Source organism: Brevundimonas sp. UBA2416 (assembly GCF_002343105.1).
GTDB lineage: Bacteria > Pseudomonadota > Alphaproteobacteria > Caulobacterales > Caulobacteraceae > Brevundimonas.
In genome coordinates this window covers 72,855-90,194 of the sequence record NZ_DDRM01000037.1, presented here as the reverse complement: position 1 = coordinate 90,194, position 17,340 = coordinate 72,855, and the positions used below count along the sequence as shown (strand labels likewise).

Annotated in this window: 17 protein-coding genes; 6 read left to right on the top strand and 11 right to left on the bottom strand. The window is 64.5% G+C overall.

Features of this window, described 5'->3' with window-relative positions; all coding sequences use genetic code 11:
- Positions 1-42 precede the first annotated feature (42 nt).
- Together B3E43_RS11830 and B3E43_RS11825 are read left to right on the top strand one after the other, a co-directional pair.
- Positions 43-660 carry a TetR/AcrR family transcriptional regulator gene (locus B3E43_RS11830; protein ID WP_292029710.1) on the top strand — a complete coding sequence of 206 codons (618 nt, stop codon included), beginning with the start codon at positions 43-45 and terminating at the stop codon, positions 658-660.
- Between the two features lie 165 nt (positions 661-825).
- Positions 826-1,800, top strand: a complete 975-nt coding sequence (locus tag B3E43_RS11825; RefSeq protein ID WP_292029949.1) for a fumarylacetoacetate hydrolase family protein — start codon at positions 826-828, stop codon at positions 1,798-1,800.
- Here B3E43_RS11825 and B3E43_RS11820 read toward each other — a convergent pair.
- From B3E43_RS11820 to B3E43_RS11800, 5 genes are read right to left on the bottom strand one after another with little or no spacing between them, the layout of a single operon-like run.
- Positions 1,797-2,576, bottom strand: a complete 780-nt coding sequence (locus B3E43_RS11820) for an SDR family oxidoreductase (RefSeq protein ID WP_292029709.1) — start codon at positions 2,574-2,576, stop codon at positions 1,797-1,799. The genes B3E43_RS11825 and B3E43_RS11820 overlap by 4 nt on opposite strands.
- Before the next feature lie 21 nt (positions 2,577-2,597).
- On the bottom strand, positions 2,598-3,734 hold the full coding sequence (locus tag B3E43_RS11815; protein ID WP_292029706.1) for an acyl-CoA dehydrogenase family protein: 1,137 nt from the start codon (positions 3,732-3,734) through the stop codon (positions 2,598-2,600).
- 7 nt (positions 3,735-3,741) lie between these two features.
- A complete protein-coding gene (locus B3E43_RS11810; RefSeq protein ID WP_292029704.1) occupies positions 3,742-4,542 on the bottom strand; it encodes a crotonase/enoyl-CoA hydratase family protein in 801 nt (266 codons plus the stop codon).
- Complete coding sequence (locus B3E43_RS11805; RefSeq protein ID WP_292029703.1) at positions 4,535-5,554, bottom strand: acyl-CoA dehydrogenase family protein; 1,020 nt, start codon at positions 5,552-5,554, stop codon at positions 4,535-4,537. Before B3E43_RS11805 ends, B3E43_RS11810 begins: the two co-directional genes overlap by 8 nt.
- Entirely contained in the window at positions 5,554-6,705 is a 1,152-nt protein-coding gene (locus tag B3E43_RS11800; RefSeq protein WP_292029701.1) for an acyl-CoA dehydrogenase family protein, read from the bottom strand. The genes B3E43_RS11805 and B3E43_RS11800 overlap by 1 nt, the downstream gene beginning before the upstream one ends.
- Positions 6,706-6,955: 250 nt before the next feature.
- On the opposite strand from B3E43_RS11800, the gene B3E43_RS11795 reads away from it, so the two are divergent.
- Both B3E43_RS11795 and B3E43_RS11790 read left to right on the top strand, forming a co-directional pair.
- Positions 6,956-7,846 (top strand): 3-hydroxyacyl-CoA dehydrogenase, encoded by an 891-nt coding sequence (locus tag B3E43_RS11795; protein ID WP_292029698.1) that lies wholly within the window; start codon positions 6,956-6,958, stop codon positions 7,844-7,846.
- Complete coding sequence (locus tag B3E43_RS11790; protein WP_292029697.1) at positions 7,843-9,027, top strand: thiolase family protein; 1,185 nt, start codon at positions 7,843-7,845, stop codon at positions 9,025-9,027. The genes B3E43_RS11795 and B3E43_RS11790 overlap by 4 nt, the downstream gene beginning before the upstream one ends.
- 21 nt (positions 9,028-9,048) lie before the next feature.
- Here B3E43_RS11790 and B3E43_RS11785 read toward each other — a convergent pair whose 3' ends face one another.
- The 6 genes from B3E43_RS11785 to B3E43_RS11760 all read right to left on the bottom strand — a co-directional run bounded on the left by B3E43_RS11785 (position 9,049) and on the right by B3E43_RS11760 (position 13,990).
- Positions 9,049-10,023 (bottom strand): DMT family transporter, encoded by a 975-nt coding sequence (locus B3E43_RS11785; RefSeq protein ID WP_292029696.1) that lies wholly within the window; start codon positions 10,021-10,023, stop codon positions 9,049-9,051.
- Positions 10,020-10,541, bottom strand: coding sequence for a carboxymuconolactone decarboxylase family protein (locus B3E43_RS11780; RefSeq protein ID WP_292029695.1), 522 nt, complete (start codon positions 10,539-10,541; stop codon positions 10,020-10,022). Before B3E43_RS11780 ends, B3E43_RS11785 begins: the two co-directional genes overlap by 4 nt.
- Before the next feature lie 3 nt (positions 10,542-10,544).
- Positions 10,545-11,513 carry a lactoylglutathione lyase gene (locus tag B3E43_RS11775; protein WP_292029693.1) on the bottom strand — a complete coding sequence of 323 codons (969 nt, stop codon included), beginning with the start codon at positions 11,511-11,513 and terminating at the stop codon, positions 10,545-10,547.
- A gap of 49 nt (positions 11,514-11,562) precedes the next feature.
- On the bottom strand, positions 11,563-12,669 hold the full coding sequence (locus B3E43_RS11770; RefSeq protein WP_292029690.1) for a thiolase family protein: 1,107 nt from the start codon (positions 12,667-12,669) through the stop codon (positions 11,563-11,565).
- A gap of 83 nt (positions 12,670-12,752) precedes the next feature.
- Positions 12,753-13,151 (bottom strand): Zn-ribbon domain-containing OB-fold protein, encoded by a 399-nt coding sequence (locus B3E43_RS11765; RefSeq protein WP_292029688.1) that lies wholly within the window; start codon positions 13,149-13,151, stop codon positions 12,753-12,755.
- A 35-nt stretch (positions 13,152-13,186) separates the two neighbouring features.
- Positions 13,187-13,990, bottom strand: a complete 804-nt coding sequence (locus B3E43_RS11760) for an enoyl-CoA hydratase/isomerase family protein (RefSeq protein ID WP_292029685.1) — start codon at positions 13,988-13,990, stop codon at positions 13,187-13,189.
- Positions 13,991-14,176: 186 nt separating this feature from the next.
- Between B3E43_RS11760 and B3E43_RS11755 the strand changes: the two genes are divergently transcribed.
- Both B3E43_RS11755 and B3E43_RS11750 read left to right on the top strand, forming a co-directional pair.
- Entirely contained in the window at positions 14,177-15,193 is a 1,017-nt protein-coding gene (locus B3E43_RS11755) for an NADPH:quinone oxidoreductase family protein (RefSeq protein ID WP_292029683.1), read from the top strand.
- Between the two features lie 133 nt (positions 15,194-15,326).
- The gene (locus B3E43_RS11750; RefSeq protein WP_292029679.1) at positions 15,327-16,949 is read left to right on the top strand and encodes an AMP-binding protein; all 1,623 of its coding nucleotides are present in this window, start codon (positions 15,327-15,329) and stop codon (positions 16,947-16,949) included.
- The last annotated feature ends 391 nt before the right edge of the window (positions 16,950-17,340 follow it).

The following is a 17,340-nucleotide window of genomic DNA, read 5'->3' as shown; positions in this document are numbered from 1 at the left end:
ACAGTTGTTTTATTTGTCACGCTCGGGTTAGACCGTCAATCCATGAAAGCCGATATCGCCCGAAGTGCGATCAAGCGAGCCGCTCAGAGCCTGTTCGCCACGCGTGGCGTGGATGCGGTTTCAGTGCGCGATATCCTGACCGCAGCCGGCCAGCGCAACGGCGCCTCGCTGCACTATTACTTCGGATCCAAGGACGACCTCGTCACGCAACTGGTCATCGACGGCGCCCGTCTGATCGACGAGCGCCGCAATTCGATGCTGGACGCGCTGGAGGCCGATGGCGGTCCGACGACGCTTGAGCAGGTGATGGAGATTCTGATCCTGCCCTCGACAGCACTGGCTGAGGATCAGGAGGGGGAGGGTGACTATCTCCGTTTCATCAGCACGTTCAGCATGCAGAACCGCGCGGCCCTAGACGCTATCGTCGCGGATGGCTGGAACCGGGGCTACCAGCGCTGCCTCAATCATATTCGCCGCCTTTCTCCGGCGCCGCCCGAAGTGCTTGAGCGCCGGCTGGTGTTCCTCAGCATCGGGTTGCGCGCCATTCTGACGGCGCGGGAGGGAGCCGTTGCCGGGTCACCAGACCATCCTTTCTGGGGACCCGCGGCCACACTGGAGGCCCTGACGGCAACGCTCGTCAACATCGTCTCACCTTCGTAACTCCCGCATGATGTTCGGGCAGCAGAATTGCATTTCGATACAGGGCTGGCCCCGAGTTGTAGTAGAACTGCTGTCTGCTAACGTCGCCGGGCCGTGCGACGGTGTGCGTCGGACGAAATGTGAGCGTCGGGGAACCGGCTACTCAGGGAGACGCCCTTGCGCCTGGTGACTTTCGAAACCGACGGCCGTCGTCGCGCCGGGGCCTTCATCGATGGCGATTCGCGGATCGTCGACATGGGGGCCGCCTTTCGCCAGTTGCATGGCGAAGCAGCTTTGGAACTCGACGACATTCTGGCTCTTGTCGAGGCGGGCGACTCTGGCCTGGACAAGGCGATAGAGACGGTGAAGTCCGCACCCGACGCTGCGATATTCGACTACGCTGCGGTGACTCTCAAGGCGCCGATACAGCCGCCGCCCCAGATGCGTGACTGCAGCTGTTTCGAACTGCACCTACGCCAATGCTATGCCGCCGCGCGCGAGATGCGGGCCAAGGCCAAGGGTGTCGAAGTCCTGGCCGACACGGGGCCGTCAGACGCTGAGCAACGGATCCTGGACCTCTTCGCCAAACAGCCGATCTACTACAAGGCCAACCGGTTCTCGGTGATCGGGTCCGGCGAAACGGTAATGTGGCCAGCCTATTCGCGGATGATGGATTTCGAACTGGAGTACGGCGTCTACATCAAGAAGGCGGCCAAGGACGTGCCGGTCGAGAAGGCCCGCGACTACATCTTCGGCTACACGATCTACAACGATTTCAGCGCGCGGGACGCCCAGGCCGTCGAGATGATTGGCCAGCTCGGTCCCGCCAAGGGGAAGGATTTCGACACCGGCAATGCCATGGGACCCTGCATCGTCACGGCCGATGAGATGCCCAACCCCTATGACCTGACGATGATCGCGCGGGTCAACGGCGACGAGTGGGGCAGGGGCAACTCCAGCACGATGCGCTGGAAGTTCGAGGACCTGATCGCCTACATCTCGCGATCGGAAACCCTCTATCCCGGCGAGTTCCTGGGGTCCGGCACCATCGGCAACGGCTGTGGCCTCGAGGCCCAACGGTTTCTGAAGCCCGGCGACGAGGTCGAGCTGGAGGTCGAGGGGATCGGCGTCCTCAAGAACCGGATCGTAAAGGACGCCTAGATCAGGCCCGAATAGGCGCCGCCGTCCAGTTGCAGGTTCTGGCCGGTGATATAGCCGGCGCGGTCGGAACACAGGAAGGCGCAGGCGTCGCCGACCTCGGACGGCCGGCCGAACCGCCCGGCGGGAATCGACGAGACCATCTCGGCGCGGGCGTTGACCTCATCGATCTTGCGGACACGGGCCAACGACCGGGTCATCTGGGCCAGTCGATCCGTCTCGACCTTCTCGGGAAGTATGCAGTTGACCGTGACGCCGTCGCTAGCGACCTCTCCCGCCAAGGCCTTGCAGAAGGCGGTCAGGCCCGCGCGAGGTCCGGTGGACAGGGCCATCGGGAATTTCGGCGTCTTGACCATGGCCGAGGTGATCGCGACCACACGGCCGAAGCCTCGTTCGCGCATGCCTCCGATCATCGACTGGATCAGCAGGATCGGGGAGATCATCTTCGCGGCGACAATCTCGCTCCAGGCGGTTTCGGTCCAGTCCTCGAGACGACCGGGCTTTGGACCGCCGCTATTGCAGACCAGAATGTCGGGAGCGGGACAGGCGGCCAGAACCGTCGCACGCCCCTCGGCGGTATCGACGTCGGCGAGGACGGTATGGGGGCGTCGTCCGGTCAGAGTGTCGATCTCGACCGCCGCGGCCTCAAGCCGTCCGGCGTCCCGACCGTTGATCCAGACCTCCGCGCCTTCGAGGCTCAACGAGATCGCACAGGCCTTGCCGAGCCCCGATGACGAGGCGCAGACGAGGGCGTGCTTTCCGGCGATGCCGAAATCCATGAGCCTGCTCCTGATCGCCTGTCAAAGTGTGCGGGCGATGATTTCCTTCATGATCTCGGAGGTGCCGGCATAGATGCGGGCGACCCGCGCATCGACCCAGGCGCGCCCGACATCGTACTCGCTCATATAGCCATAACCACCATGCAACTGGAGCAATTCATCCAGCAACTGGCCGTGCAGTTCGGCGCTGGTCAGCTTGGCCATGGCGGCGGTCTCGGGCGTCAGCTCGCCGTCCAGCAGCTTTTGCAGGCAATCGTCGATGAACACGCGCAGCATCTGGGTCCGCGCCTTGACGTCGGCCAGTTTGAACCGGGTGTTCTGGAACTCGAACAACGGCTTTCCGAACACAACACGGTCCTTGGTGTAGGCGACGGTCTTGTCCAGCATCGATTCCAGCGAGGCGGCGGCGCGGATGCCGATAACCAGCCGCTCCTTGGCCAGTTCGGTCATCAAACAGGCGAAGCCCCCGCTCTCCTCACCCAGCATGTTCTCGACCGGCACCCGCACGTCGGAGAAGAAAAGCTCCGAAGTATCCTGGCCGCGCAGGCCGATCTTCTCCAGCTTCTTGCCCTTCTCGAAACCGGGTGTGCCGTCTTCGACGCAGAACAGGGTGATGTCTTTGGGATTGGCCTGACCCTCGACCTTGGCCGCGACTATGGCGAGGCCCGAATTGATTCCGTTGGTGATGAAGGTCTTCTGGCCCGACAGGATATATTGGTCTCCGTCGCGCATGGCCTTGGTCTTCATGCCCCGCAGGTCGCTGCCGATCTGGGGCTCGGACATGGCGATGACGGCGATCAGCTCGCCGCCGATCAGGCGCGGCAGCCAGCGAGTCTTCTGGTCGTCGGTCCCGTAGTTGACCAGATAGGGCACCGCGATGTCTGAGTGGGTGGTGAAGCCGACGGCCGTCGCATTCACCCGCGCCAGCTCCTCGATCAGGACGGCGCTGTGGCCGAAGTCGCCGCCGGCGCCGCCGTATTCTTCGGGCGCCGTGACGCACAGCAGGCCTTCTTCGCCGGCGCGCAGCCACAAGGATTTCGGCACGATGCCGTCACGTTCCCACTGGGCGTGATGGGGAACGATCTCGGTTTCCACGAAACGCCGGACCTGGTCGCGGAACATCTCGTGGTCGTCGCGGAACACCTTGCGCATGGTCATGGCTCCGTCAGCTGTCGGTATAGACGGCGGGGCGTTTCTCGATCATCGCCGCGACCGCCTCGGCATGATCCGAGGTGTGATGAGCCAAGGCCTGATAGGCGGCCGACAGTTCCAGCAGCGAACCCAGCCGCATATGCTGACCCTCGCGGAGGAGGCGTTTGGTCAGGCGCAAGGCGTGGCCAGGGCTGGAGGCCACCCGGTGCGCCAGCGCTATGGCGGTGGTCATCAGATCCTCCGGGGCCGTCAGCTGGGTCACCAACGTCCAGTCGAGTGCTGTCTGGGCGTTCAGCGCGTCGCCGGTCAGGGCCATATGGCTGGCGCGCGGCATGCCGACGATCCGGGGCAACAGCCAGGCGCCGCCGTCGCCCGGAACGATGCCCAGCTTGACGAAGCTCTCGGCGAAGGTCGCGGTCTCGGACGCGATGCGGATGTCGCACATGCAGGCGAAGTCCAGACCGGCGCCGATGGCGTGACCATTGACCGCCGCGATGACCGGGGTCTCGAGTTCGTAAAGCGCCATCGGGATGCGCTGGATGCCGTCGCGGTAGCGGTTGCGCAGGCGATACGGCGAGCCTTCGAAGATGCCGGTCCGGTCTCGCATGGCCTTGATGTCGCCGCCGGCGCAGAACGAGGCGCCTGCCCCGGTCAGGACGACGACTCGAACAGAGGGATCGGCGCGAACTTCCTCGCAGGCGTCCTCGATCTCGAACATGTCCTCAGGCTTGCTGAAGGCGTTGCGGGATTCGGGCCGGTTCAGCGTCCAGATGGCCACGGGCCCGTCGTGGGATTTGAGCAGGAAGTCAGCCATGGGTCGGGGTCTCCGCAAATGCGCCGGTAACCAGGGGCCACAGGCCGTCGTCGCCCGCCGCCGCGATGGACTGGCCCAGACGCTCGGCCCAGAACGCGTCAGAACCGTATTCGGCGCGCCAGGCCCAGAGGCGACGGGTCAGGAAATGAAGGCTGTGCTCGTGGGTGAAGCCGATGGCGCCGAAGACGGCATGGGCGATCCCCGCGCCCTTGCCGGCGGCCTCGCCGGACACGGCCTTGGCCGAGGCCGTGGTCAGGAAGTCGGCGCCAGGGCTGGCCATCAGGAAGGCCGCTTCGGCTGCTGCAACGGCGGCCGCGGCCTGGGTCGCGAGGACCGCCAGCTGTTGCTGGACCGCCTGGAATTTACCGATAGGACGGCCGAACTGGACCCGTTCATTGGCGTAATCCGCGCTCATTTCGGTCAACCGACCCAATGCTCCGGCCAGTTGCGCCGACCGCAGCATGGCCCCGGCCAGCATGACGGCGTCGGTTGCCGTCGAGGTGGCGGCGTCAGCGACGAGTGATCCTGACGCCAAGGTGACGATATCGCGAGGTTCGCCCGCGACATTGCAGTCGGCGGCGATCTGCGCATCGGTGAGGGAATGCAGGGCGATGCGGCCCGTGTCGGCGTCGTGCAGCGCCAGCCACCGGGCGTGACGGCCCCACGGGACGTCTGCGAGTGGTGCGTGGGCCGAGCCCGCGGCGAAGACGATCGGCCCGCTTTCCGGCGGTTCGAGGCCCGCCGCAGCCAAGAAGCTGTTGGCCAGAATGGCCTCGGGCAAGGGAACGGGCGCGGCCGCGGCTCCGCAGGCGCGGATGACGACGAAGATGTCGGTCCAGCTTGAGCCCGTGCCGCCCAGATCTTCGGGAACGGCGGCGAGGGGCAGGCCCAAGGATTCGATCTCGGCCCAGAGGTCTGTTGACCATGCGCCGGTCTCGGCGGCGCGGAGAAGGTCGGGCGTCACGGCGTCGGCCAGCAGCCGCTCGATCGAGTCCTGAAGCAGGGATCTCATCAGCGCACTCCCAGTCCACGCGCGAGAATGCCGCGCAGGATTTCCCGCGTGCCGCCGCGCAGGGAAAAGGACGGGGCCATGCTCTGCGTGATGTCCAGGACGTTTCGGGCGGTCCTCGCGCGGTCGCCGGCCGGCAGGGAATCGATCAGCCGTATCGCCACCTCGACCGTGTCCTGCTCATAGCCAGTGCCCAGGTCCTTGACGCAGGAGGCGGCCCAGACCGGGTCCTGGCCTGAGGCAAGCTGGGTGGTGACCGATATCGACATCGACCGCAACGAGATCAGCCAGGAGGCCAGACGGCCGATCTCCATCGCCTGACGCGCGTCCGGCGTAGGGCCGATGGCTCCGACCAGGCAGCGGAACAGGGTCATGGCGCTGAGGAAGCGTTCGGGGCCGCTGCGTTCGAACGCCAGTTCCGACGTCGTCTGAGCCCAGCCGTCGCCTTCGACGCCGATCAGGGCGTCGGCATCCAGGCGGACGTCGTCGAAGGTCACCTCGTTGAAATGCTCATGGCCGGAGAGGTCCGCGATCGGCCGGATCATGACGCCCGGCAGTGTCAGGTCGACGATGATCTGGGACAGGCCCGCATGGCGCTCGCTGGCCGGGTCGGTGCGGACCAGGGCGACCATGAAGTGGCAGCGGTCGGCGTTGGTCGTCCAGACCTTGCGGCCGTTCAACAGCCACGAGCCATCGACCTGACGATCGGCCTTCGTGCGCACCGAGGCGAGGTCCGAACCGGAGGCGGGCTCGCTCATGCCAATGCAGAAAAACAGTTCGCCGGCGCAGATAGCGGGCAGGTAACGCTGCTTCTGCGCCTCCGTGCCGTGGCGGAGGATCAGCGGCGCGCTCTGGCGGTCGGCGATCCAGTGGGCGGTGACGGGCGCGCCGGCGGCGAGCAATTCCTCGTTGACTACGAACCGGTCGAACGGAGATGCGTCATGGCCGCCGTACTGTTTCGGGATACTGAGGCCCAACCAGCCCTTAGCACCGAGCGCACTGCTGAAGTTCGCGTCGAAACCCATCCACGACAGGGCGCGCTTTTCAGCGGGGCAGGTCGGGGCCCATTCGGCCACGAAGGCTCGGACCGCCGCGCGGAGGGGTTCCAGGCCTGACGGCAGGACAGGCGGACCGAACTGGTCGAGCAGGTTCACAAAGTCTTCCCGGACGGCTGAAACGGCTCATTCTGGAGCCAAGAAGCCTATACACGTTAGAATATCGTTCTGAACAGAGAATTGTGTTTGCGGGATCGACCAGTTTCCCGGTAGAGTTCGGGCAACGATAATGACGGCTGATCCGTCGCGCGCGGGGGCAAGCCCGCATCTACGCGGCCCGCAGCGGCGGCGCCCATCGCCGCATCGGCCCTGGCGACGCGACGATTTGATTCAGGAAGAGGATAGAGCGTTGGCCAAGGTAGCAGTGGTGGGAGCCGGCCTGATGGGCGTGGGGATCGCTCACGCGTTCGCGTCGTCGGGGCATGATGTCTGTCTGATCGACGTCTCGGCCGAACAGCTGGCCAAGGCGGAGAAGACGATCGCGGGGATCCTCGCCGACGGGGTCCGGCTGGGCAAGGTCGAGGAATCGGCCGCGGCCGCGGCCCTGGCGCGGCTGTCGACGTGGGAGAGTGTTACCGAAGGGGCGGCGAGCGCCGATCTGCTCGTCGAGACGGTTTCGGAAAACCTGGCGATCAAGATCGATGTGGTGCGCAAGGCTGAGGCCGTGATGGCCTCGACCGGCCTGATCGCCACCAACACCTCTGCGCTAAGCGTGACCGAGATCGCTGCGGCTTGCGAGGATCCGACACGGGTCATCGGGATGCATTTCTTCAACCCGGTCCAGAAGATGAAGCTGGTCGAGCTGGTCCGGGGGTTGGCCACAACTGATGAAGCCGTGGGGCGTTGCCGTGCCTATGTCGCCGAGCTCGGCAAGACCGCAATCGTCGTCAATGAGACGCCGGGTCTGACCACCAGCCGGATGTCAGCCATGGCCGGCAATGAGGCGATGTGGATGCTGCAGGAAGGCGCCGCGACGGCCGAGGACATCGACATCGCGCTGAGGCTCGGATTCAATCATCCGATGGGGCCGCTGGAACTCGGTGACCTGACCGGCTGGGACACGCGCCTTGCGGTGCTCCAATATCTCCACGCCACCTTGGGCGACAAGTTCAGGCCCTGTCCGTTGATCATCAAGATGGTCAAGGCCGGACGCTATGGCCGCAAGGTCGGCTGGGGGGTCTACAAATACGAAAACGGCGTCAAGGTGCCGGGCTCGGGGCTGCGCGGGAGCAGCCTGTGAACCCGGTCTATGTCGTCGCTGCGGTTCGCACCCCGATCGGGAAGTTTCGCGGGGGGCTGGCGGGCGTGCGCGCCGACCATCTCGGCGCCCATGCGCTGAACGAACTGATCGCCCGCGCCGGGGTGGATGCGAGCCAGATTGACGACGTGATCTTCGGCAATGTGACCCAGATCGGTGAACAGTCGGCCAATATCGCGCGGACATCCTTGCTGGGCGCCGGCTGGCCCGAGACAATTCCCGCCATGACCATCGATCGTAAATGCGGGTCGTCGGAAGCCGCCATCCACATCGGCGCCGCCCAGATCGCTGCGGGTCTTGGCGACCTGGTCGTCGCGGGCGGAGCCGAGGCGATGTCTCGCGTGCCGATGGGGTCCAACCGCGCCCTCCACGGCGAGGCTTTCGGCTGGATGGTGTCGGATCGCTATGAGCTGACATCTCAGGGCGAGGCCGCCGAGAGGATCGCTGACAAGTACGGATTCGACCGAGACGCGTTGGATGATTTCGCGGCGGAAAGCCATCGGCGCGCCGCCGTCGCGACCGATGCGGGATATTTCCTGGCCGAGTCCATTGCTGTTCCGGTCGCCGACCTTTGCGAGAAGGACTGGGACGGGTCCCGATACACGCTGGAAGCCGACCAGACCATTCGGCGCGACACCAGCCGCGAAAAGCTCTCGACGTTGAAGACCAGTTTCCGGGAGAACGGCCGCGTCACAGCCGGCAATGCGTCGCAGATCTCCGACGGGGCGGCGGTCGTCCTGCTGGCTTCCGAGGCGGCGGTGAAGAAGTACGGCCTGACGCCGTTGGCGCTCGTGCGGTCAGTGGCCGTGGTCGGCGCCGATCCGGCCCTGATGCTGGAAGGTCCCATCTCCGCCAGCCGCAAGGCCGCCGCCCTGGCCGGCCTTTCATTCGACGACATCGCCCTGTTCGAGGTCAACGAGGCGTTCGCCAGCGTACCGTTGATGTGGATGCAGGCGACCGGCGTGGGCGCAGACCGGCTTAACGTCAACGGCGGTGCGATCGCCCTCGGCCATCCGTTGGGTGCGACCGGAGCCCGGCTGGCAACCAGTCTGATCCACGAGCTGAGGCGGACCGGGCAGAAATATGGACTTCAGGCCATCTGCTGTGCGGGCGGACTGGCCACGGCGACAGTGTACGAGAATCTGGAACTGAAGCCGGCCTGACCCGACTGCCGCTGGGTGGAGTCAGCGTCCATCATCCGGACGGGCGCCGGCATCCAGACCAAGGGGGATCGAAGCATCGGGCTGACCCGCGTCTATGGCAAGCGTCCTGGCGCGCTTGCTCTGGATCTCTCGTATCGTGATGTAGAGGGTCGAGACCACGATCACGCCCGCGCCGAGCCAGGTGAAGACGTCGGGCCATTCACCGAACACCAGCAGACCCGCGATCACCGACAACACCAGCCGCGCATAGTCGATGGGGGCCAGGACGGCCGCCTCGCCGACCGCCATCCCTTTGATGAACAGCACTTGGTTGGCGGCGCTGAGCAGGCCGATCAGGAACAGCGGGATCAGGTCGCCGGTGCTGGGCCAACGCCAGTCGGCCAGGGCGAATGGCAGACACAGCAGTTCACCGATGATGCTGGACCAGACCAGGATCGAGGTGGCGGACAGGTTTTTTGTCAGCGACTTCACACCAGTGATCGTGCCCGCGAGGCACAGGGCGGAAAACAGCGCGGCGAGGTGTGGCCAGCCGACCGCGACGTCCGCGCCCCAAGGTCGCATGATGATCACCACGCCGACGAAACCCATGACCACTGCCGCGATCCGGCTGGGGCCGATCAGCTCGCGCAGGAAAAGCGCCGCCAGAAGCACCACCCACAGCGGGCGGGTGAATGACAGGGCGTTCGCTTCCGCCATCGGCATGACTTCATAGGTATAGAGCAGCAGGATCATTCCGATCGTCGCTAGCAACGACCGCAAGAACAGGGCGGGCATGGTCGAGCGGGGCACGAACAGCACCAGACGGGGGCTGCGCAGCATGAAGGGGATCGCGACGATCAGTGAGCCGGTCTGGCGGTAGAAATTCTGGACGTGGGACGGGTAGTCGCCGCTGAGATGCTTCACCAGGGTGGTCATGGTGACAAAGGTCACGCCGGACAGCAGCACCCAGATCGCGCCCTGGGCGTTGGGCGGCAGGCGCGAGAAAAACGCCTTCAAGCCGGAGTGTCCTCATAGCCCTTGAGCACATAGGTCATCCGGCCGCCAGCCAGCATGAGGCCGCTGAACAGATGAAGCTCGACGATCTGGTCATCGTTGAAATGCTCGCGCAGGTGCTCGTAGACCTCGTCGCCCATGGAGAAGTAGTCGCCCGCGAACAGTTCGGCGAAGCGTAGAGCAGCCTGTTCTGGCGGGCTGAAGCGGGGGTCGGACCAATCGCTGCAGGCGACGATGTCGGCTTCGCTGACGTCGTCGGACTTGCGCGCGATCTGGCACACCGGACAGGTGGTGATCGAGGCGATCTTCAGCCGAACTAATTCCCGGAGACGGTCGGGCAGAACGCCCCGCTCGTGGATCTCCGCCATCGCACCGAGCCAGGCATTGGCCGCCGCCGGACGCCGGGCCCAGATCTGGACCGGCAGGGTGTTGGACAGCATCCGTGTCGCCGTTCCCCGCGCGATCGAGGCGCGCAAGGGGTCGGTCAGGCTGTCGAGGGGCAGGGGGCTGACGCGGGCCATGGATCAGCTCCGGTCTTCGCAGAATTCAAATATCGCGCCGTCGAACTCGGCCGGGTCAACTCGCAGCAGGGCGCCGCCGACAGCCTGGCAGTCTTCGATCCGCTCGAACTTCACGCCCAGCGCCGCCAGACGGTCGGCCTTGGCGTCCAGACCGTTCACAGAAATGCGGATGTAGTGCGGACCCGGTCCCCAATTGTGCAGGTAGCGGCCGGAGGGGCTGTCCCATTTCGTCGGCTGGATAACGTCCAGCGTCGCGCTGGTCCCCAGGTTGAAGCCGATGCGGGCGACCTTGTAGCCCTCGCCGTCCAGCTGTTCGACCGCGCCTGCAGGGTGGAGATCCAGGTTCTGGTCGAGGCGGCGCAGCACGTCGTCCAGATCGCGGACCAGAAAGCCGCGCCCGACGACCCGGACCATGTCGCCCGGCTTGGGATCGCGCGGGCGAGGCGATGGTGTGTCGAACGCCTCGGCCGGCATCTGGATCGCAGCAAGCGGAATGACCTCGATACACAGGCCGCCGTCGACGGAGGGTTCATAGACCGGGTTTTCGGGTGTGCAGCCGACCCACAGGCGGTCGAATGGCATTTCGGGCGTCAGCTGCGCCAGGCGGAAGGGTTGGCCCTTGCTGAGCAGGTGTTCGACCACGCCCCCGATATTGTCGGACACCAGGACGGTGGCGTGGGTCTTGATCGGGCGGAACGGGCCCTGGAAATCCTCCAGGCTTTTGAGAAAGCCCGGAAACATCGGATCGCCGTGGTTCGGGAAATCGAGGTGGCCCTGCGGCTCCACGCGCGTCGGCGACACGGCCAGCGATTTATGGACCCTGAGGAAGTGGGCAACATAGGGGTGGCCCGGAAAGGCCTGGCGCCAGTTGGCGTGGCCGTGAATGTCCAGCTTACTGACGATCTGTTCGGCCGCCTTGTCGGCATCATGGACCATCAGATCGCCGCTGAGCAGCAGGTCGTACAGGCTCATCTCGTTCTCCTTGCGTCGGCGGCGCGTTGGCGCTCGCCGACCATCATGTTCAGTCCTTGACCAGCAGCAGGCTGCCCGCGAGCGGTCCGCCGCCCGCGGCGCAGACGGCGACATGCGGATCGCGGATCTGGCGCTCGCCGCCGCGTCCCCACAGCTGGGTGCAGGCCTCATGGACGTAGCCGAGCCCGTGGGTGCGGCCACCAGAAAGCTGGCCGCCGTTGGTGTTCAGGGGCAATTCGCCGTCCAGTGCGATGCGGTGGCCGCCCTCGACGAAGGCGCCGCTCTGGCCTTTCGGGCACAGACCCAGTCCTTCCAGCCACATCATCGTCAGGATGCTGAAGCCGTCGTACAGCTGGGCCGTGTCGACATCCGCTGGCGTCATGTCCGTCCGCGCCCACATGGCGTTGCCGGCGTCCGGCATGGCGTTGGCGGTCAGATCGACCTGGTCCCAGAGATAGGGCTGATTCATCGCCGCCCCGATCGCCTCGATCCGGATCGGTGGATGGCGGAGGTCCCTGGCGATGTCCTTGCGCGACAGGACAATGGCGGTCGAGGCGTCGCAATGGACGTCGCAGTCGAACATCCGCAGTGGCGTCGAGATCATTTTCGATGCGAAATAGTCGTCCATCGTCATGGGCTTGCGCATGACGGCCTTGGGGTTGAGGAGGGCGTTGCGCCGTGTGGTCAGGGCGATCTGGGCCAGCTGTTCCGGCGTCGTGCCGTACTTCTGCATGTGGCTGTGAGCGTACATGGCGGTTATGTTGGCCACGGATAGAACGTTGAATGGCGTACACCACTGCCACATGAAGTTGCCGTCGCGCGGACCGGACTTCGCGGCGAGGCTCTGGTCCTTGCTGCCGGTCAGGCGGTTGCTGGACTCGGTGATGGTGCGGAAGACCACGACGTTATTCGCCATGCCAGAGGCGATGGCCATTGCGCCGTTCATCACGCCGGCCAATGGGCCGGCCGCCTCATAGCCGCCGCTGAACCAGTTGCAGTTCAGGCCAAGCATGCTGAGCACGGCCAGCGGGCCCACCGGCGAAAAGCTGCCGCCATTGGAGTTGTCGCCGGGCCAGGAACAGACGCCGTCGATGTCCTTGGGATCCAGGCCCGCGTCCGCGATGGCTTCCAGCGCGGCGTCCACGGTCAACTGCATCGCCGATCGCGAGGAGGGGCGACCGACTTCGGACTGGCCGACGCCAACTATGGCGACGTTTTTTTCGAGAAACCGCGTGTCCATCACGCTGCCGCCTTTTCGAACAGCGGGATCCAGACGTCCTCGACCTGTTCGAACACGACCCTCACGGGCATGCCGATCTCGATTTCTTCAGGCGGGCAGTTCACCACGTTGGACAGGAAACGCAGGCCTTCCTGTTCCTCCAGTTCGACGATGGCGACGACATAGGGTTCGGCCAACTCGGGCGTCCAGGCCTGATAGTTGATGGTGAAGGTCAGAACCCGTCCGCGACCGGACACCGGCGTCGGCGTGACCTTCAGACTTGTGCAATGGCGGCAGACGGGTGCGGGCGGATGGAAATACCGCGCGCAGTCGACGCAGCGATGCATCCGCAGCTCGCCGACTTCGCCACCGGTCCAGAACGGTCGCGTTTCCGCATTGAGCAGCGGCAGCTTTCTCACGTTGCGGCCCTGAGTCTGTTTCGGACAGGGGCCATCTAGCGCCCGCTGAACGCGGGGAGTCGCTTTTCTTTGAAGGCCGCGGCGGCCTCTCGGCGATCCGTCGTCGACATCAACAGCACAAACAGGTCCTTTTCCAGCTTCAGTCCGGCGCTGAGAGAAAGGTCCAAACCGTCCCGGGCAGCTTCCTTGGCGTAGGCGCAAGCAGCGGCGGGTTTGGAGTCGATGCGTTCGGCTAACGACTGGACCTCGTCGATCAGGGTTCCGACAGAGGCGGAGAGGCGCGAGACAAGACCAATTCTGTGTGCTTCGGCCGCGTCAATCCGATCTCCGCTCAGCAACAGGTCGAGCGCCCGCCCCAGACCTACCAATCGAGGCAGGCGCTGGGTGCCGCCGCCGCCCGGGATCAGGCCGAGGCCTGTTTCGGGAAGGCCGAACAGGGCGTCCGGGGCCGCGACGCGGATATCGCAGGCCATCGAGAGCTCCAGCCCGCCGCCGAGACAGTAACCATGGATCGCGGCTATCAGGGGCTTATTGACCCGGTCCAATGCCTCGATCCAGCCTGGGGTCAATTCGTCTCGCAGGGCGGTCAGGCAGGTCGCGTCGCTTTGCGCCTTGATATCAGCCCCGGCACAAAAGCCCCGCTCGCCAGCGCCGCGGATCGCAATAACGCCGATGCCGGAATCGCTGTCGAGTTGATCAAGCGCCATCAGTGCCTCGCGACGCAGGGACGAGTTGATCGCATTGATTTGCCCGGGGCGATTGAGCGTGATCCAACCGACGCGGTTTACCCGCTCGATCAGAACGGCGCGGCCAAGTGTTCCATCTGCCATCGGCGTCATCCTTCGACGGGTCCGTCAGCCGATCCGGGCAGCCGCGGGCTTGCTTCACTCAAGCTACAATAGTGCATAAAATTCGGCAAACGGAACAGAGTTCTTATGTCAGAATAAAATGATTGTCACGAGTGCCGTCCCTGAGTAGGTCAGAACGGCGGACCCGAAGACGTTCGCGCCTTTCTGGGAGTCGCAATGCGAGCCCTTCAGAGTCTGCGGCGAGGCGGTCCGGAAACGCTCGAGATCCGCGAGGTTGAAGAGCCTGTTCCGGGGCCAGGCCAAGTTTCCGTGATGGTTCACGCCTGTGCTGTGAATTTTCCTGACGCGTTGGTCATAGAGGACAAATACCAACTGCGCCCCAGCCGCCCGTTCTCGCCCGGAAGCGAGTTGGCGGGTGTAGTGCGGACCGTCGGCAAGGGAGTTGAAGCCATCAGGGTGGGGGAACGCGTTTCCGCGTCAATACCCTTCGGGGCAATGGCCGAAGTCGTGATCGTACCTGCGGAGCGGGCCACAGTGATCCCGGATGCGATGCCGTTCGATGAAGCGGCCGCGCTTCAGGTTACATACGGGACCGTCTTCTATGCCTTGGTCGGCAGGGCGAGCCTCCAACCCGCCGAGACGCTTCTGGTTCTGGGGGCGGGCGGCGGCATCGGCCTCGCTGCCGTGGAGTTGGGCAAGGCACTCGGCGCGCGTGTCGTTGCGGCGGCTTCGTCCTCCCACAAGCTGGAAGCCGCTATCGCAATGGGCGCGGATGTGGTGGTGCATTATCCTGAGAAGGTAGAGAACGTCGCGCAAGCGAGCGCGTTTACCGAGGCGATCAAGTCCGCTTGCGGCGGACGGGGGCCCGACGTCGTAGTCGATCCAGTCGGCGGCCCATATGCTGAGCCGGCGATGCGGTCGATGGCGTGGCACGGCCGATACCTGGTTGTCGGCTTCGCCGCGGGAATTCCGACGGTTCCGCTGAATCTTGCCCTGCTTAAGGGCAGCCAGATTATCGGAGTCTTCTGGGGAGCCTACATAGGACGCAATCCCTCAGCCGGCGCAGAAGACATGAAGGTGTTGATGGGACTCTATGCGGCCGGCAAGATAAGGCCGCGCATTTCAGAACGCTATCCGCTGGAGCGGGGCGGCGCGGCTATTGCCCGGTTAGGGTCGCGCAGTGTTTGCGGCAAGGTAGTCGTTGATGTTTGTAGTTCTGATGCCAGAATATAATACTGCCCATAGAATGACGCTGGACCGCAGCAATCGCGGCGGGTAGGTTCGGCGGTGAATGGATCCGCGCACACGGAGCGTGGTCTCGCCTCGCGTTCATCGAACAGTCGGCGAAATGAATGGAATGACGGCGATGACCCATACGACCGAGACGGGCTGGCGAACCGGCCCTCGCGACACGCCGGTCGCCGCACTGCGACGCGCGGTTGGTGCACATCCTCAGAAGGTCTTTCTCGATTTCTGCGGCGAGACGCACACCTACGAGGAATTCGACCGCGCCAGCAACCGGTTTGCCCACTCTCTTCAGGAGCTGGGCCTTGTCGCCGGAGCCCCGATCGTCTCGATGCTGGACAACAACGTTGATGCGGTCACGACCTGGATTGCCGCGAACAAGATTTCGGTGATCAGCGTTCCTCTGAATACGGCGCTGATCGGCCAGTTCCTGCGCCACCAGATCGAGGACGCAGGGGCGACGGTTCTGGTTTGTGAGGCGCGATACCTGCCCCGGGTCCTTGCCATCGAGGGCGAATTGACGGCGCTGAAAACCGTCCTGGTGCGAGGCGAGTTTGAGGCCCAGTCCGGATCGGCCCTAAACATCGCGGCGCTGGACGATCATCGTGGCGCAGACGAAAGCGTGTTTGACGAACTGCCCGACCCCGGGGCGCTGAACGCCCTGATCTACACCTCAGGCACCACCGGGCCTTCCAAGGGCTGCATGATCACGGGCAACCAGATGTGCCACTTCGCCCGGATGCTGACCCGCTCAGCACCGTTCGGGCCGGATGACATCTACTGGACGCCCCTGCCGCTGTTCCACATGAACGCCATCGCGACCGGCGTGGTCTCGGTGATGCTGGTCGGAGCGACGATCTCGTTCGCGCCGAAATTCTCGGTCTCGGGGTTCTGGCCGGCCGTTGAAAAATCCGGGGCGACGGTCGTTTCGATCTTGGGTTCGCTGGGCACTCTCCTGGCCCGCGCCGATGAGCACGAAGCGATGGCGCGCTGTTTCGGGCAGGTTCATACCGTGAAGGGCAATCCCTTCCCCGAGGAGGTCAAGCAGATCTGGCGAACCCGTTTTGGCGCCAAGCACGTCGGGTCCAACATCTATGGCCTGACGGAGGGACTGCTTACCTCCATGCCGGCGGACGGGTCCTATGCGGAAGGCTCATCGGGCAAGGCGGCGCCTGAGCTGGACGTTCGCATTTTTGACGACAACGACAACGAGGTCCCTGCAGGCACCGCAGGCGAAGTGGTCTGCCGGCCGCTGATGCCTGACATCATTTTCAAGGGCTATTGGCGGCGCCCCGACGACACGTTGAAGGTCATGGGGAACATGTGGTTCCACACCGGCGACATCGGCATGTTCGATGAGAACGGCTTCTTTTATTTCGTCGATCGGAAGAAGGACTATCTGCGGCGGCGAGGGGAGAACATTTCCAGTTTCGAGATGGAGAGCTCCATCTTGACGCATCCGGCGATCGAACAGGTCGCCGTCCATGCCGTACCGTCCCCCTTGCAGGAAGACGACCTCAAGGTGACCGCCAAACTGAAGCCCGGCGCGACGCTCACGGAAGAGGATCTGTGCCGGTGGCTGGTCGATCGAGTGCCGTACTATGCTGTGCCGCGCTACGTCGAGTTTAGGTCGGAGCTTCCCGTGAATCCTCAAGGCAGGGTGCTGAAATTCCAGCTCCGTGACGAAGGCGCGACCGAAGCGACTTGGGATCGTGAGGCCTCAGGCATCACTGTAGATCGCTGACGCCGCGTCCCCGATTGCTGCACATCCTTGGCCGATCGTCCTCCTTGCGGCTGCCGGATGAGAAATCGCGGGCGCGTCGCATGGCGAAGGGCGATGTAAGTTCACGGCAAGCTCAACACCCCGACGGAGGCAATCTGGCGTCCGGCGGCTTCTGCTTCCGGGCAAACCGCATCTCCGCACGAGAGTGCCGATCATCCGCCGGATCGAGCCTGCCAGACTCCGCATCCTCACCCTCCGAAAGCCCGGATTATGTGTCAGGGTGGGGTTTTGCGGCTGACCAATCCTGCGCCGTCAAGGGTTCGAGATACAGAATAGCGTTCCCAAGTGAGATTTTTACGTTGCCGATGAGCGGTGTTCTGTTAGCCTCCTGCTGCTGACCTCGCGCGCTTCG

What these genes read in the sequence shown, in the direction of transcription:
- B3E43_RS11830 (WP_292029710.1), top strand. Translation starts at nt 43, where the DNA reads ATGAAAGCCGATATCGCCCGAAGTGCGATCAAGCGAGCCGCTCAGAGC.
- B3E43_RS11820 (WP_292029709.1), bottom strand. Translation starts at nt 2,576, where the DNA reads ATGGATTTCGGCATCGCCGGAAAGCACGCCCTCGTCTGCGCCTCGTCA.
- B3E43_RS11815 (WP_292029706.1), bottom strand. Translation starts at nt 3,734, where the DNA reads ATGACCATGCGCAAGGTGTTCCGCGACGACCACGAGATGTTCCGCGAC.
- B3E43_RS11810 (WP_292029704.1), bottom strand. Translation starts at nt 4,542, where the DNA reads ATGGCTGACTTCCTGCTCAAATCCCACGACGGGCCCGTGGCCATCTGG.
- B3E43_RS11805 (WP_292029703.1), bottom strand. Translation starts at nt 5,554, where the DNA reads ATGAGATCCCTGCTTCAGGACTCGATCGAGCGGCTGCTGGCCGACGCC.
- B3E43_RS11780 (WP_292029695.1), bottom strand. Translation starts at nt 10,541, where the DNA reads ATGGCCCGCGTCAGCCCCCTGCCCCTCGACAGCCTGACCGACCCCTTG.
- B3E43_RS11775 (WP_292029693.1), bottom strand. Translation starts at nt 11,513, where the DNA reads ATGAGCCTGTACGACCTGCTGCTCAGCGGCGATCTGATGGTCCATGAT.
- B3E43_RS11770 (WP_292029690.1), bottom strand. Translation starts at nt 12,669, where the DNA reads ATGCAGTTGACCGTGGACGCCGCGCTGGAAGCCATCGCGGACGCGGGC.
- B3E43_RS11760 (WP_292029685.1), bottom strand. Translation starts at nt 13,990, where the DNA reads ATGACGCCGATGGCAGATGGAACACTTGGCCGCGCCGTTCTGATCGAG.
- B3E43_RS11755 (WP_292029683.1), top strand. Translation starts at nt 14,177, where the DNA reads ATGCGAGCCCTTCAGAGTCTGCGGCGAGGCGGTCCGGAAACGCTCGAG.
- B3E43_RS11750 (WP_292029679.1), top strand. Translation starts at nt 15,327, where the DNA reads ATGACCCATACGACCGAGACGGGCTGGCGAACCGGCCCTCGCGACACG.